General features: G+C 63.6%; 13 protein-coding genes. 8 read left to right on the top strand and 5 right to left on the bottom strand.

Translation table 11 applies throughout. The features are described from left to right. The 4 genes from hpaE to QXZ85_RS00050 all read right to left on the bottom strand — a co-directional run bounded on the left by hpaE (position 1) and on the right by QXZ85_RS00050 (position 3,005). Positions 1-1,539 (bottom strand): 5-carboxymethyl-2-hydroxymuconate semialdehyde dehydrogenase, encoded by a 1,539-nt coding sequence (gene hpaE / locus QXZ85_RS00065; protein ID WP_316173714.1) that lies wholly within the window; start codon positions 1,537-1,539, stop codon positions 1-3. Further along, entirely contained in the window at positions 1,532-1,930 is a 399-nt protein-coding gene (locus tag QXZ85_RS00060) for a 5-carboxymethyl-2-hydroxymuconate Delta-isomerase (protein ID WP_315741508.1), read from the bottom strand. Before QXZ85_RS00060 ends, hpaE begins: the two co-directional genes overlap by 8 nt. A gap of 38 nt (positions 1,931-1,968) precedes the next feature. Further along, positions 1,969-2,775, bottom strand: a complete 807-nt coding sequence (gene hpaH, locus QXZ85_RS00055; protein ID WP_316173716.1) for a 2-oxo-hept-4-ene-1,7-dioate hydratase — start codon at positions 2,773-2,775, stop codon at positions 1,969-1,971. 65 nt (positions 2,776-2,840) lie between these two features. Then, the gene (locus QXZ85_RS00050; protein WP_315730972.1) at positions 2,841-3,005 is read right to left on the bottom strand and encodes a hypothetical protein; all 165 of its coding nucleotides are present in this window, start codon (positions 3,003-3,005) and stop codon (positions 2,841-2,843) included. On the opposite strand from QXZ85_RS00050, the gene hpaR reads away from it, so the two are divergent. From hpaR to QXZ85_RS00030, 4 genes are all read left to right on the top strand, one after another. Beyond that, positions 2,947-3,408, top strand: a complete 462-nt coding sequence (gene hpaR, locus QXZ85_RS00045) for a homoprotocatechuate degradation operon regulator HpaR (protein ID WP_316173718.1) — start codon at positions 2,947-2,949, stop codon at positions 3,406-3,408. The genes QXZ85_RS00050 and hpaR overlap by 59 nt on opposite strands. Before the next feature lie 142 nt (positions 3,409-3,550). Further along, positions 3,551-4,636 (top strand): malate/lactate/ureidoglycolate dehydrogenase, encoded by a 1,086-nt coding sequence (locus QXZ85_RS00040; protein ID WP_315706216.1) that lies wholly within the window; start codon positions 3,551-3,553, stop codon positions 4,634-4,636. 73 nt (positions 4,637-4,709) lie between these two features. Then, entirely contained in the window at positions 4,710-5,489 is a 780-nt protein-coding gene (locus QXZ85_RS00035; RefSeq protein ID WP_316173720.1) for an HpcH/HpaI aldolase family protein, read from the top strand. 111 nt (positions 5,490-5,600) lie between these two features. After that, entirely contained in the window at positions 5,601-7,124 is a 1,524-nt protein-coding gene (locus QXZ85_RS00030; protein ID WP_316173722.1) for an altronate dehydratase family protein, read from the top strand. Between the two features lie 101 nt (positions 7,125-7,225). Here QXZ85_RS00030 and QXZ85_RS00025 read toward each other — a convergent pair whose 3' ends face one another. Continuing rightward, positions 7,226-7,423 carry a hypothetical protein gene (locus QXZ85_RS00025; RefSeq protein WP_315706213.1) on the bottom strand — a complete coding sequence of 66 codons (198 nt, stop codon included), beginning with the start codon at positions 7,421-7,423 and terminating at the stop codon, positions 7,226-7,228. A gap of 751 nt (positions 7,424-8,174) precedes the next feature. Between QXZ85_RS00025 and QXZ85_RS00020 the strand changes: the two genes are divergently transcribed. The 4 genes from QXZ85_RS00020 (at position 8,175) to QXZ85_RS00005 (ending at position 15,423) form a co-directional block, all read left to right on the top strand. Then, positions 8,175-11,483 carry a transglutaminase family protein gene (locus tag QXZ85_RS00020; protein WP_316173723.1) on the top strand — a complete coding sequence of 1,103 codons (3,309 nt, stop codon included), beginning with the start codon at positions 8,175-8,177 and terminating at the stop codon, positions 11,481-11,483. Between the two features lie 30 nt (positions 11,484-11,513). Beyond that, on the top strand, positions 11,514-14,057 hold the full coding sequence (locus tag QXZ85_RS00015) for a circularly permuted type 2 ATP-grasp protein (RefSeq protein ID WP_315706211.1): 2,544 nt from the start codon (positions 11,514-11,516) through the stop codon (positions 14,055-14,057). After that, positions 14,054-14,932: a transglutaminase family protein gene (locus QXZ85_RS00010; protein ID WP_316173724.1), complete on the top strand. Its 879-nt coding sequence runs from the start codon at positions 14,054-14,056 to the stop codon at positions 14,930-14,932. Before QXZ85_RS00015 ends, QXZ85_RS00010 begins: the two co-directional genes overlap by 4 nt. Positions 14,933-15,042: 110 nt before the next feature. Beyond that, positions 15,043-15,423 (top strand): hypothetical protein, encoded by a 381-nt coding sequence (locus tag QXZ85_RS00005; protein ID WP_316173726.1) that lies wholly within the window; start codon positions 15,043-15,045, stop codon positions 15,421-15,423. Positions 15,424-15,699 lie beyond the last annotated feature (276 nt).

Below are 15,699 nucleotides of genomic sequence, written 5' to 3'. Positions count from 1 at the left end.
TTACACGCCGAGCCGCTGGATCTTGTGGGTGCCGCGCGCCAGCGAGACGTGCTTGGTCTCCATATAGAAGTCGAAGGAGTAGTCGCCGCCGTCGCGGCCGATGCCGGACGCCTTCATGCCGCCGAACGGTGTCGGCAGATGGCGCACATTCTCGGAATTCAGCCAGATCATGCCGGCCTCCAGCGCGTCCGCCACGCGCAACGCGCGGCCCATGTCATTGGTCCAGACATATCCAGTCAGGCCATATTTGATATCATTCGCGATCTCGATCGCATCCGCCTCGTCGCGGAACGGGATGACGGTGAGAAACGGGCCGAACACCTCTTCCTGCGCGACGCGCATCTTGCTGTTGGCGCCGGTGACCAGGGTCGGCTGCACATAATGTCCGCCACCCGGTCCATCATGCGAGCGACCGCCGACGGCGATGGTCGCACCATCCTGCCGCGCGATCTCGAAATAGGAGCACACCTTCGCAAGATGCCGCTCGTGGATCAGCGGCCCAATTTCGGTAGCAGGGTCGAGCGGATGGCCGACCTTCAGCGCCTTCACGCGTGACGCAAGCTTATCGATGAAAACATCGGCGATGCCTTGCTGGATCAAGAGGCGGCTCGACGACGTGCAGCGCTCGCCATTCAGCGAGTAGATCATGAACATCACGGCGTCCAGTGCGCGATCCAGGTCAGCGTCGTCGAACACGATGACCGGGTTCTTGCCACCGAGCTCGAAATGTACGCGCTTCAGGGTCGGCGCGCCTTGCGCCATGATGGCCGAGCCCGTCGCGCTCTCGCCGACAAAGCCGATCGCCTTGATCGCGCTGTGTTGTGTCAGCGCCTTGCCGGCCTCTTCGCCGAAGCCGTGCACGGTGTTCAGGACACCATCGGGAATATCGGCCTCTTTCACGATCTTCGCCAGCCAATACGCTGTGATCGGCGACCATTCCGCCGGCTTGTGCACGACCGTGCAGCCGGCCGCCAGGGCCGGGGCGATCTTCCAGGTCGATAGCATGAACGGTGTATTCCAGGGCGTGATCACCCCGACGGGGCCGATCGGGACGCGTGTCGAGACATTCCAATGTTCCTCGCTCGGCATGTTGCGGCCGTCGCGGGCCTCCGTACATTTGTCGGCGAAGAAGCGGAAGTTCTCGGCGGCGCGGATCGCAGCCTTGGCCATGAAGCGGTAGGCTTGTCCCGTGTCGATGCATTCGAGCACCGCGATGTCTTCGGCGTGATTCTCGATCCCGTCGGCAACGCGGTGCAGGAGCTTGCGTCGAAGCGATGGTGTCATTTCGCGCCAGCTTCTGAAGGCCAGTGCGGCGGCTGTCGCGGCGCGATCGACGTCCTCGGTATTGCCGCGTGCCACGGTCGTGAGCAATGCGCCGTCGATCGGAGAGCGCGTCTCAAAGGTCGCGCCGGAGACCGAAGGCATGATCTTGCCGTCGATGAAATGGCCGATGCCGTCGGCGTTCAGCTTGGCGAGCAGGGGAGCCGCGCGGTCCAGATTGGCCTTGAAGATGTCTTGTTTGGGCGTGGCTTTATCCATGGGCTGCGTCCGCTTTCAGGGCGTCGTGGATGTTGTTGCGCTTCCAGCTCGTCGCAGCATCGTTGATCTGCATGTCGAATGAGAGCGCGAATTTGCTGCTTGCAAAGATGGGCTCGAGATGGCTCGAGAGAGCCTGGAAGACGTGTTCGCCGGCCTTCTGGCGGGCGGGGAGATCGCGGCCTTCGCCGAGCCGCAACAGCATCGCAAGGAAGCCGTAGTCCGGCTTGCCGTCGGCGATCGCATAATGCTCGCAGCGGATGGCGCGGACGCGGATGCCGCCGACCGGAAAGATGCCGGTTTCTGCTGCCGCTTTGCGGACGACCTCGCAGAGGTTTTGCATGTCGACGCGCGGCTCGAGATTGGCGGAATATTCGATGCTGAAATGCGGCATGATTGGATCGCTCCAGGAAACCTCTCAAGCGAAAACGCTCAAGCGAAGTAACAGCTCACAGTCCCATACGCTCCATAGTCGGCCTGGATCGTGTCACCTTTCCGCGCCTCGATCGCGCGGATGAACGAGCCCGCCAGCACCACCTGGCCCGGCTCCAGCGCGAGCCCCTGGGCGGCAATCCTGTTGGCGAGCCAAGCCACGGCGATGGCGGGATGATTGAGCACGCCGGCGGCAAGCCCGGTCTCTTCGATCTGGCCATTCTTGGAACACAGCGCGCCCACCCAGCGCAGATCCGCGTCCAGGGGCCGCAGCGGGCGGCCGCCGAGCACGATGCCGGCATTGGCGGCGTTGTCGGCGATCGTGTCGAAGATCTTGCGCGTGGTCTTGGTATCCGGGTCGACCCGCTGAATTCTCGTATCGAGGATCTCCAGCGCCGGCACCACGAAATCGGTCGCATTCAGGACGTCGAACAAGGTGCAGTCCGGACCCGAGAGCCGCTGCTTCATGACGAAGGCCAGCTCGGCTTCTATCCTGGTGGCGATGAAGCGATCGGAGGGAACAATCCCGCCATCCGCAAAGAACATGTCATCGAGCAGGACGCCAGAATCCGGCTCGTCGATGCCGAGCGCGCTCTGCATCGCTTTCGAGGTCAGTCCGATCTTGTGGCCTTTGACGGTCCGACCTTCGGCAACTTTGATCTCGATCCACGCCTTCTGGATGGCGTAGGCGTCTTCGATCGTGATCTGCGGGTATTCCTGCGAGAGCTGGCGGATTTGGATGCGGCTTTTCTCCGCTGCGTCCAGGCGTTTGGCAGAGAGCGCGATATCGTGAGATGCGAGTGCCATGTGCGGATATTTGCTGGCTGAACTTGACCGGTCGGAGCTGCGGGCAGATGATTAACATGTTAAGTTTATTGAGGCAAACCGACCGTTTGTTGTGCGGTGCAAACTCTTGTGATGGCGAAGAAATCAAAAAACATAAAAGCCGCGATTGCAAAGGACGCGCATCCGGTTCCAATGCGAGACTTTTCGCGCTCGCTGCCGATGGCGCTGTTGCGGGCGAGGGAAGCCGTCATGCGGCAGTTTCGTCCCAATTTGCGCAGACACGATCTCACCGAGCAGCAATGGCGGATTCTGCGCGCGCTGGCGGCCGTCGATGCGATCGAGGCGACCGAGCTGGCTCGCGTTGCCTTTCTGCTCGGACCGAGCCTGTCCCGCATTTTGCGCGACCTCGAAGGTCGCGGCCTGATCGCGCGGACGGTCGGCGAGAACGATCTGCGCCGCCGGTTGCTGACCATTTCACCGAGAGGGCTCAAGCTGATCGCGAAGGTCGCGCCGGACTCCGAGGCCGTCTATGGCGCCATCGCCAGCCGCTACGGCGCGCGCAGGCTTGCCGCGCTGCACAAAATGCTTGAGGCGCTGGAACGGAGCGTTGAGGGGCTCGATGATGCAAGGGACGACGCAAAGAATGAGGACTGAGCGGCATTGCCGTTGCTGCGCTTGGCAGGTTCTTGACCAGTTTGATAAGAAGCAATGCAACTGAGCGGAGACCGGCTGCGTCGCCTGCATGGGCATTCATGCTAACCGTGTTCTGTCTGCCCGATCGTCTCAGCGAGTTCTCATGGTCACCATCAAGGTCGCAAACCTCATCGATTTCGTCGCCGACATTTTTGAGCATGCCGAATCCTCGTCGGATGAAGCGCGTCGGATCGCAACCTACCTCACCACCGCGAACCTCACAGGACATGACAGTCACGGCGTCATCCGCGTGCCCGTCTACATCCGATGGAAGAAGATGGGCTCGATCGTGCCCAACCAGACGCCCGAGATCGTGGTTGATACGCCCTCGCTCGTGGTCGTCGATGGCAAGTTTGGCTACGGGCAGACGGTGACGCCGCAGGCCGTGAAACTCGGCATCGCGAAGTGCAAGAAGGCAGGGTTGGCCGCGCTCGCGCTACGCAATTCCGGCCATCTCGGCCGGGTTGGCGATTGGGCCGAGATGGCTGCGGCCGAGGGGCTGGTGTCCGTGCATTTCGTGACCGCCGCCGGCTCGCTTCTGGTCGCGCCGTTTGGCGGCGTAGAGAAGCGGTTTTCCACCGCGCCTTATTGCGTCGGGATCCCGCGCCCCGGGCAGGACCCGATCGTGCTGGATTTCGCGACTTCGGTCGTCGCCGAAGGCAAGGTGCTGGTCGCAAGCCGTGGCGGCAAGAAGCTGCCGGAAGGCGCGCTGATCGATGCGGACGGCAGCTTGAGCGAAGATCCAGCCGTGCTCTATGGACCCTATGAGGCGGAAGGACCGCGCGACCATACCAAGGGGACCGGCGCGATCCGCGCCTTCGGCGAGCACAAGGGCTCGGGGCTGGCGTTCATCTGCGAATTGTTGGGCGGCGCGCTGACTGGTACTGGAGCAACCTCCGCCAATCGACGTTTCGCCAACGGCATGCTGGCGTTCTATATCGACCCCAAGGTGGTCGACCCGTCCAGCTTCTTCGACGAGGAGGTCACGCGCTACACGGATTTCATTCGGGCGACCAAGCCGATCGCAGGCGTCGATCAGGTGCTCGTTCCCGGCGATCCCGAGCGGAAGATGCGCGCAGAGCGTACCGCGAACGGCGTGCCCTTGCCGGATGACACCTGGGCGGCGATAGTGAATGCGGCGCGCGAGGTCGGCGTCAGCGAAGCGAGCATCCAGCGGGCAACCGCGTAGCGCCTCCATTATGCACGGATCGAAGTCATCTGCGCAGTGACCGCGGAGACGATAGGGGAAGGAAATACGGAAAGTGGCAAATAACAACGTCAAGCGACTCTGGGCGCAGGGCAAAGCCGTCGTGAACGCATGGCTTGCAATTCCCTCGGGCTTCTCCGCAGAGGTCGTGGCGCAATGCGGCTTCGATAGCGTCACAGTGGACATGCAGCACGGGGTGCAGGACTATCTGTCCATGGTGCAGTGTTTCCAGGCCATGCACGGCCACCCGGTGACGCCGATGGTGCGTGTGCCCTGGAACGAGCCCGGCATCATCGGCAAGGTGCTGGATGGCGGCGCCTATGGGGTGATTTGCCCGATGGTGAACACGCCGCAGGAAGCCAAGAATCTCGTCTCGTACTCAAAATATCCGCCGCATGGCGTGCGCTCGAACGGACCGATCCGCTCCGGCATGTATGGTGCGGCCGGCGCGTATCAGAAGACGGCGAATGACGAGATCGTACTGCTGCCGATGATGGAGACCAAGACGGCGGTCGAGAACATGGAAGCCATCCTCGACGTCGAGGGCATCGACGGCGTCTATATCGGTCCGTCCGATCTTGGCTTCTCCTATGGCTTGGTGCCGAAGCTCGATCGTGAGGAGCCGGAAATCCTCAAGATCTACGAGAAGATCGTGAAGGAATGCGGCAAACGCGGGCTCAATCCTGGGATTCACTGCAGCGGGGCTGAGGGCGCGGTGCGCGCGATCAACATGGGCTTCAAGCTTGTCACCCTGTCGAACGAGGTCGGGCTGATGGCGACCTACGCGAAGATGCAGGTCGCGCAGACGCGGAATGATTCCGGCGGCAAGGCTTGAGAGGCGAATTGCGAATAGGCGGTAGCGAATAGGGAGGCTCTTCCATTCGCTACTCGCTACTCACCATTCGTCGGCGTTCGGCGATCTATGTATCTACTGAGAGATCTCTCCATGGCACCCGTTTCCGTTATCCATCTGCATCCCGACGACAGCGTGCTGATCGCGCGCGCGAGCCTGCCACCCGGCACGGTCCTTGCCGATGGAATCGTGGCCTCAGAGCGGATTCCGGCCGGCCACAAGGTTGCGATCCGGCCGATTGCGCAGGGCGAGCCGATCCGTCGCTACGGCCAGATCATCGGCTTCGCAAGCGCGCCGATTGGGCCGGGGCAGCACGTCCATACCCAGAATTGCAGCATGGGGGATTTTGCCAAGGACTACGCGTTCGGTGTTGACGTTAAGCCGACACCGAATTTCGATCTGCCGGCAACCTTCGATGGCATTCGTCGGCCGGACGGCCGTGTCGCGACCCGCAACTATATCGGCATTCTCACTTCGGTGAACTGCAGCGCTCATGTCGCGGGTCTGGTCGCAGACGTGTTCAAGAAGAACCCCTTCACCGGCGATAATCCATTGGCGGACTATCCAAATGTCGACGGTGTCGTGGCGCTGACCCACAAGACCGGCTGCGGCATGACACTCGACGAGCCCTTGCGGCTGTTGCGACGAACGCTCGGCGGCTACGCGCGTCACGCGAATTTCGCTGCCGTGATCGTGCTGGGGTTGGGCTGCGAGGCCAATCAGATCGGCGGGCTGATGGAGGAGCAGAAGCTTGCGGGTCGGCTTCGTGCGATGGACATCCAGGAGGTCGGTGGTACCCGCAAGACGGTGGAAGCCGGCATCGCCTTCGTGAAGGAGGCGCTGACTGACGCCAATAAGGTCAGGCGCGAGCCGGTCCCCGCGAGCGAGTTGACCGTAGCCCTGCAATGTGGCGGCTCCGACGGATATTCCGGTATCTCAGCCAATCCCGCGCTCGGCGCGGCGAGCGATCTTTTGGTCCGCCACGGTGGCACCGTGATTCTGTCGGAAACGCCTGAAACCTATGGCGCCGAGCATCTCCTGACCCGGCGCGCGGTGAGCCGCGAGGTCGGCGAGAAGCTGGTCTCATTGATGCGCTGGTGGGAAGAATATACCGCGCGCGAGGGCGCGGAAATGAACGCCAATCCGAGCCCGGGAAACAAGGCAGGCGGGCTCACGACCATTCTGGAGAAGTCACTGGGGGCCATGGCCAAGGCCGGCAGCACCAACCTGGTCGATGTCCTGCATTACGCCGAGCCCGTCACCAAGAAGGGCTTCGTGTTCATGGATACGCCCGGCTACGATCCCGTCGCAGCCACCGGTCAGGTTGCGGGTGGCGCCAATCTGGTCTGCTTTACCACCGGACGCGGCAGCGTTTTCGGCTGCAAGCCTGCGCCGTCGATCAAGCTTGCCACCAACACGCCGATGTATACGCGGATGGAAGACGACATGGACGTCAACTGCGGCACCATCCTCGATGGTGAGGAGACGGTGCAGGAGTGCGGCCAGCGCATCTTCGACTTGATGCTGAAAACCGCCTCCGGTCAGCCGACCAAGAGCGAAAGCTTCGATTTTGGCGGCGCCGAATTCGCTCCCTGGGTGCTGGGAGCGACGATGTAACCGAGAGCCATGTAACTCAGGCCCGACGTAACTGCGGCGTGGCCTAGTAAGGAGCGGCGCAGCCCGGCGCAATGTCCGGGCTGCCGCGCGCCCCCAAAGCTTCAGCGCTGGTGACCGAGGCCGATTCCGAGCGCCAGGGCCTTCTGCCGCAGCGAGCCTTCGGTCCGCTTCATCTGCTTGGCGATCTTCGAGACCGGGGTCTTTGATTTCGAATGCTGCTTCAACAGCTTGATGTCGGCTGCCGTGTAGGGTTTACGCGCCAGCTTCTTCTTCGCTGCCTTCTTGGTTGCCTTGGCCACCTGATTCTCCTTTGATGGTTCGCTCTAAATAACACGCCTTTGCCGGCTATCAAGCAACTGAGGCGCGTGAAATCGCTATTAGTCGCTGTTAGTTGGTGTCATGGTTGTTGATATAACACCAGAGGACGAGGTCAATCTTATGTGAGGGGCGGTCTCCGCCTGTGGACAACTCGCCTTCGGCCGGGACACTGGTAATTCCATCTTCGAACCAGATCAACTCCAATATGTTACCATAGGCCGTGCCGTAACCTGCGATGGCATGCGCTCATTTCCGGTCTAATTAGATGGAACCGGCGCGGCAGGTCGGCAATTTCGGCTGTGCTTTAACCATCCATCTCGCCGGCCAGTGAGTTACGAACTACACTGTTACTCGATCTTCCGGGTATGAGGATGGCGGCCGGGAATTAGCTTCGGTTCCTCGAGCCAAGCTCCTGCAAGCTACCGGCGAGCTAACGTCTGAAACAAATCAGCCCGGATTTGAGGACTTCTAAGGCCGCCGTTCGATCCAGGAGCGCGCTTCCGAGGTCGCTGCGAGGTCGGCGAATCCCGAATTCCGGATCCCGGCAAACTTATGATTTTAGTAACGCTTTTCGATCTGACCTCCTGGAAAGCCAGGGAAGCTCTTCGCGGAGCGGAGTTGGGAGCGGCGGTACCGGAGCGGGTAGTTCGTAGGCAGGATTGCCCGTTGTTAATGCTTGATCCTGCGGCACGGCAATGTTCTGCTTAAAAAAGCTGCTGGAGCAATCAGTCCGTGTCAATCTACGTCGCGTTACATCACGTTACTCATTATAAGTATGACCGTTCAATCGACGTTGGCCCACAGACCATCCGATTGAGGCCGGCGCCGCACACCCGTACGCCGATCCTGAGCTACTCGCTCAAGGTGACCCCGCCGAACCATTTCGTGAATTGGCAGCAGGACCCTCAGGGCAACTGGCTGGCCCGCTATATCTTTCCGGAAAAGGTGAATGAACTCAAAATCGAGGTCGATTTCACGGCCCAGATGACCGTGATCAATCCCTTCGACTTTTTCGTCGAGCCTTATGCGGACAGCTATCCTTTCAACTACCCGGATGGGCTCAAGGCGGAGCTCGCCCCCTATCTCGAGACCACCGAGCCTGGTCCCTTGCTTGCGGACTATCTGAGATCGATTCCGCGCGAGGCGAGTAACACGGTCAGCTTCCTGGTCGATCTCAATGCCGAGCTGCAGAAGAAGATTCGTTACATCATTCGGATGGAGCCGGGCGTTCAGACTCCGGAGGAGACGCTGTCGACCTCGGCCGGATCCTGCCGCGATTCCGCCTGGCTCCTGATCCAGATCTTGCGGCACCTTGGATTGGCGGCGCGCTTCGTGTCCGGCTATCTGATTCAGCTCCGCCCCGACATCGACCCGGTCGAGGGACCGCGCGAGGTCGAGAGCGACTTCACCGACCTGCATGCCTGGGCCGAGGTCTACCTGCCCGGCGCCGGCTGGATTGGCTTCGACGTGACCTCCGGCATGCTGGCGGGCGAGGGCCATATCCCGGTGGCTGCCACGCCGCACTACCGATCGGCCGCACCGATCTCGGGCAGTGCCGGCATCGCCGAGGTCGAATTCAGCTTCGAGATGAATGTGAGACGCATCCGCGAAGCGCCGCGGATCACCAAGCCGTTCTCCGACGAGGCCTGGACCAAGCTCGATCGGCTTGGCGAAGCCGTCGATGCCGATCTTGCTGCGCATGACGTGCGCCTCACCATGGGCGGCGAGCCGACCTTCATCTCGATCGACGATATGGAATCGGCGGAATGGAACACGGCGGCGGTCGGCCCGGCCAAACGCGGGCTGGCCGACGATCTCATCAGGCGGTTGCGGACACGCTTCGCGCCCGGCGGCCTGCTGCATTACGGCCAGGGCAAATGGTATCCGGGCGAGAGCCTGCCGCGCTGGGCGTTCGGGCTCTATTGGCGCAAGGACGGACAGCCGATCTGGCGGAATGGCGATCTGATCGCAAGCGTGGACGGCCCGCGCAATGTCACGATCGAAGACGCCGAGCAATTCCTCGATATGGCCGCCGAGACGCTCGGGCTCAGTCCTGATTACGTGCAGCCGGCCTTCGAGGATCCCGCACATTGGCTGCAGAAGGAAGCCGCGCTGCCGGAGAATGTCGACGTCCTCGATTCCAAGCTCGCCGATGCTGAGGAGCGCGCGCGCATGGCGCGGGTGTTCGACGAAGGCTTGCATATTCCGCGCGGCTTTGTGCTGCCGATCCAGCGCTGGAATGCGGACGCCCGCCGCTGGCGCAGCGAGCGCTGGAAGCTGCGGCGCGGCCGGCTGTTCCTGGTGCCGGGCGACTCGCCGCTCGGCCTGCGGCTGCCGATCGGCTCGCTGATGTACATCCCGCCGGAGGATTATCCCTACGTCCACCAGCAGGATCCGCTCGAGGCGCGCGGTCCCTTGCCGGAGTTTATGTCTGGGCGCACGGCGATCGCCCCCTCGATCCCGCCGCTGGAAAGAGTAGACCGTCCGCCGCAGCAGGACGTGCAGTATCAATCGTGGACCGGGCCAGGGGTGCGCACCGCGATGTCGGTCGAAATTCGCGACGGCGTCCTCTGCGTGTTCATGCCTCCGGTCGAAAATATCCAAGATTACTTGGAGTTGATCGCAACTGTCGAAGCGACGGCAGAGGCGATGCAGATCAAGGTTCATGTGGAAGGTTATGCGCCGCCTTACGATCCTCGCATCGAAGTGATCAAGGTCACGCCCGATCCCGGCGTGATCGAAGTCAACATCCAGCCGGCGCAAAACTGGCGGCAGGCGGTCGACATTACGTTTGGCCTTTATGAGGACGCGGCCAAAGTCAGGCTCGGCGCCAACCGCTTCCTGATCGACGGCCGCCACACCGGCACCGGCGGCGGCAATCACGTCGTGGTCGGCGGGAGCAGTCCGCCGGACTCGCCGTTCCTGCGCCGGCCCGACCTGTTGAAGAGCCTGGTGTTGTATTGGCAGCGCCACCCGTCGCTGTCCTACCTGTTCTCCGGCATGTTCATCGGACCCACCAGCCAGGCGCCCCGGATCGACGAGGCCCGGCATGACAGCCTGTACGAACTCGAGATCGCGCTCGCCCAGGTGCCGCCGGCCGGTCAGAGCGTGCCGCTGTGGCTGGTCGACCGTCTGTTCCGGCATCTGCTGGTCGATATCACCGGCAACACCCATCGCGCCGAGATCTGCATCGATAAGCTCTATTCTCCGGAAGGCCCGACCGGCCGGCTCGGCCTGGTCGAATTCCGCGCGCTCGAGATGCCGCCGGATCCCCGCATGTCGCTGGCGCAGCAGCTTCTGATCCGGGCGTTGATCGCAAAGCTGTGGCGCGAGCCGCAGGAGGGCAAATTCGTGCGCTGGGGCACGGGGCTGCATGACCGATTCATGCTTCCGCATTTCATCTGGGAAGATTTTCTTGATGTGTTGGATGAACTGCGGCAGTCCGGCTACGAGTTCTCGCCGGAATGGTATCTGGCGCAGCTGGAGTTCCGTTTTCCGACCTTCGGCCGGGTGCAGCATGGCGGCGTGACGTTGGAACTGCGCCAGGCGCTCGAGCCCTGGCACGTGCTGGGCGAGGAGGGCGCGGCCGGTGGCACTGTCCGCTATGTCGATTCGTCGGTCGAACGGCTGCAGGTGAAGGCGGAAGGTTTCGTCGAGGGGCGCCACGTCGTGACCTGCAATGGCCGGCGGCTGCCGATGACCCCGACCGGCCGTTCGGCGGAAGCGGTGGCAGGCGTCCGCTTCAAGGCCTGGCAGCCGGCTTCGGGCCTCCATCCGACGGTCCCGGTGCATTCGCCGCTGACATTCGACCTCATCGATACCTGGAACGGCCGCTCGCTCGGGGGCTGCGTCTACTACGTCGCCCATCCCGGCGGTCGCAACTATGACACCAAGCCGGTCAATTCCTACGAGGCGGAGGCCCGCCGACTGGCGCGCTTCCAGGATCACGGCCACACGCCCGGCAAGGTCGATTCGCCGCGCGAGGAACGCACAATTGAATTTCCGATGACCCTCGACTTGCGACGGCCGCTCCGTCATTGAGATGAGACAGCTTTGTGCAGGAGAGCAGGCATGGTCGATGCGACCGGCCCGAAGCAGCAGGGGAACCGTCAGGCCGCCAACAGCCTGGCTGCCGAGGCGCGTCCGGCCTCGCGGCGGGTGGCGCAATGGTTGCGCGACTATCATCCGCTGCCTGGAATCCCCGACGAGTTCATCGCCGGCGATGGCAGGGCACGCCCGGTGTGGTCCCGCTTCATCGATAGCTTTGCTGCGCTCGCGCCTGCCGACATCGAGCGGCGCTTCGCTTCCGCCGACCGCCATCTGCGCGAGGCCGGCGTCACCTATCGCGCGCCGGGCGAGGGCACCGAGCGGCTGTGGCCGCTCAGCCATCTGCCGCTCCTGATCGACGAGGCGGAGTGGGCTCAGCTCTCCGCCGGCATCATCCAGCGCGCCGAACTGCTCGAACGCATCCTGCAGGACCTCTATGGCGAGGGGCGGCTGGTGGCGGAAGGCGCCATTCCCGCGGCCGCCGTTGCCGGCTCCAGCGAATATCTGCGTCCGATTGCGGGCATGAAGCCGCCCGGCGGGCGGTTTCTCGGCGTTTACGCCGCCGATATCGGTCGCGGGCCCGACGGGCGCTGGTGGGTGTTGAGCGACCGCACGCAGGCCCCGTCGGGAGCCGGCTATGCGCTGGAGAACCGCTTGGTGCTGTCGCGCGCTTTCTCCTCGCTCTACAAGTCCATGAACGTCGCTCGGCTGGCGCCGTTCTTCGAAGCCTTCCGCGATTCCTTGCGCGCCAGCGCCGACCGGGACGAGCCGCGCATCGGTCTGCTGACGCCGGGTGCGTTCAGCGAGACCTATTTCGAGCACGCGACCCTGGCGCGTTATCTCGGTTTCCTGCTGGTCGAGGGTGACGATCTTACCGTCAGTGGCGATCGCGTTCATATCCGCACCGTTGCCGGTCTGAAGCGCGTCGATGTGCTGCTGCGGAGGGTCGATTCCAACTCGCTCGATCCGCTCGAGCTCGACGCAGCCTCGCGGCTCGGCGTGCCCGGGCTGGTCGACGTGCTGCGCAAGGGCGGGGTGGTGGTCGCCAACATGCCTGGCTCCGGCGTGCTGGAGGCGCGGGCGCTGCTCGGTTTCCTGCCTAGCTTGTGCCGGCGCGTCCTCGGCGAGGAGCTGAAGGTGCCGCATATCGCGACCTGGTGGTGCGGCCAGAAGGCCGCGCGCGAGGAGGTGTTGGCGCGGCTCGATGACTTCGCCATTGCTGGCGCGTACGGGCGCGGCGTGCCGGGCTTCGCCACGGACGGTCCAGTGCTTCCGGGCGAATTGTCGGCTGCTGACCGTGAGCGGCTGCGGGCCGCCATCGCCGAGCGGGGCGTCGACTATGTCGGCCAGGAGGTGGTGCGATTGTCGACGACGCCGGTCTGGGAGCAGGGCAAGATCACGCCGCGGCCGTTCGTGCTCCGCGTGTTCGCTGCCGCTACCGCCGACGGCTGGGCGATCATGCCGGGCGGCTTCTGCCGGATCGCCGACAAGTCCGATGCGCGCGCGGTCACGATGGGGGACGGCGCCCGCGCCGCGGATGTCTGGGTCGTCGCTGACAAGGCGGTAGCGGCGCATACGCTTTTGCCTGGTTCGGACAGCGTGCACATCCGGCGCATTGCCGGCGTGCTGCCGAGCCGTGCCGCCGATAATCTGTTCTGGCTCGGCCGCTATCTCGAACGCGCGGAAGCCACGTTGCGGCTGATCCGCGCACTCGGCGCGCAGCAGCGCGATCCCGGCAGGGGCTCGCCCGCAACGCTCGCGGCCGCCGAACGCATCCGCCGGCTGCTGCTCGCCTGGGGCGCGATCGCGCAAGGCTCGCGCGGGCAGGATCCGCGCGCCGCCGCCGAGGCGCTGCAAGCCGAGGCGCAATTCGGCTCGGCGCTGTCGCTGTTGCGCGCGGCCCAGCGGACCGCGACCTCCTTGCGGGAGCGGCTGTCGCCGGATGCCTGGCAGGTGATCGCCGAGATGCCGACGCTGCTCACGCAGGAGATCGTCGATGATGACGGCCTCGTCAGCGCGACCGAGGCGACCCTCAGCGCGCTCGCGAGCTTTGCGGGGCTTGCGCAGGAGAACATGAATCGCGCTGCCGGCTGGCGCTTTCTCGAGATCGGCCGCCGCGTCGAGCGCGGCATCAACACGCTGCGCTTCGCCCGCCAATTCGGCTATGACGAGGCCACGCCCGAGGATCTTGACGTCCTGCTCACGCTGGTGGATTGCCAGATCACTTATCGTTCGCGCTACCTGATCGGACCATTGCTCGCGCCGATCAGGGATCTCGTCGTGCTCGATCCCTATAATCCACGCTCCGTCGCGTTCCAGGTCGAAGCTTTGAACGAGCACATCGCGAGCCTGCCGGTCCTGAAGGAGAACGGACTGATCGAGCGCCCGCAGCGGCTCGCCGTTTCGGTTCAAGCGGCGCTGACCACGGCGGAGGCCGCGCATCTCGATACCAGGATCATGTTCGCGCTGGAGCAGGATCTGCTCGCGCTCTCTGACGCGATCGGGCAGCACTACTTTCCGCATGGGGCTCATGCCAGTCGCCCGGAAAAGCTGACGGGACTGGCGTGATCTACGACATCCGGCATGTCACGACCTATGAGTACGAAAGCGCGGTGAGCTTCGCGCGCTGCACGCTGCGGCTGGAGCCCTCGAGCGGCAGCGGCCAGGAGCTGATCTCGCATAGCGTCGACATCCGCCCACGCCCGGTCGAGCGCACCGCGCGGCGCGATTTCTTCGGCACGCTGACCGAAAGCATCGTGATCGACAAGTCGCATCGCAATTTGCGCATCGATTCTCGTTCGCGCGTGAAATTGTCGCGCACGCCGCCTGAACGCAGCGCCCCGAGCCCCGCTTGGGAGACCGTGCGCGACGCCGCGTTCGCCGCGACCAGCCTCGGCCCGTCGTCGCCGATCGGATACGTCTTCGCCAGCGCGCTGGTGCCGATCCAAAAGCCGGTCACCGACTACGCGGCTGTGAGCTTCCCTGTGGGCGCCGGCATCATTGCCGGAGCTGCCGAATTGATGCACCGCATCCGCAGCGAGTTCAGATACGATCCCAAGGCGACCGTGATCTCGACGCCGCTTCGCGAGGTGTTCGCCAACCGCCACGGCGTTTGCCAGGATTTCGCTCACGTGATGATCGCCGGCCTGCGCGGGCTCGGTCTGCCGGCCGCCTATGTCAGCGGTTACCTGCGCACGACTGCGCCGGAAGGACAGCCGCGCCTGCAGGGCGCCGACGCGACGCATGCCTGGGTGTCGCTCTGGTGCGGCGAAGAGCTCGGTTGGCTCGGCTTCGATCCGACCAATGACCTCATCGTTGCCAACGATCACATCATCCTCGGCACGGGTCGCGACTTTGCCGACATTTCACCGGTCGACGGCGTCATCGTCGGCTCGCCGAAGCAGAAGCTCGGTGTTGCCGTCGATGTGATTCCCGTGGTGTAGGCTCGCCGCAAAGTCGGTTTCGATCGCCGGAACCGGCGGAACGAATTGCTGCAGTCGCGCTTGATCAGGCCGAGGGCGGGGGACCGCCAGGTTCCATTCCGAACAATGGAGTGATCGCCATGACACGTGTATCGGTTGTAGTTGGCTTGTTGGCCGCCTGTGTTGCCGGCAGTGCGTCCGCGCAACCTCTTCCCAATCTCACCGGCACCTACCGCTGCATCCAGATGTGCCGCGACGGCATGATCGGTGCGCCGGCCTTCGTGACCCAGAACGGAGATGCTGTGAATCTCACCACCGAGACCGGTGAATCCTATCAGGCTTGGCCCGACTGGAATGCTCCGGACAGCCGGCTGTGGATCGATGCCCGCGACGAGGGCGCCGTCTATTCGCCCGATGGCGTGCGCATCCAGTTCGATGACGGCCGCGTCTGGCAGCGCGACCTGCCGCCGCCAATGATCGTGCGGCGCGCGCCGGTCGTGTACGGCCGGTAGATCATACATGTCGGCGTCATTATGAACGAAGCGAAGCAATCCGGGCTCGATTAGCCTGGATTGCTTCGGCGCTTTGCGCCTCGCAATGACGGCCGAGCCTGATAGAGACGGCACGAATTGAGTCGACACGACGAGTACCTGCGTTCTCGCGACGCGACGCGTCCGAGTGATGCTGATCGGCTCGACCCTCTTGTCAGGAAGAGGGTGCAGGGAATGCCGCATAGGCGTTAAGGTAGCGCGAGCATCGATTGATACTTGCGTTTTCGAGGAGGCTCG

The organism is Bradyrhizobium sp. SZCCHNGR1005, assembly GCF_032489995.1.
Taxonomy (GTDB): Bacteria; Pseudomonadota; Alphaproteobacteria; order Rhizobiales; family Xanthobacteraceae; genus Bradyrhizobium.
Note: the sequence above shows the minus strand (reverse complement) of the source record. Positions and strands in the feature narration are given on the sequence as shown.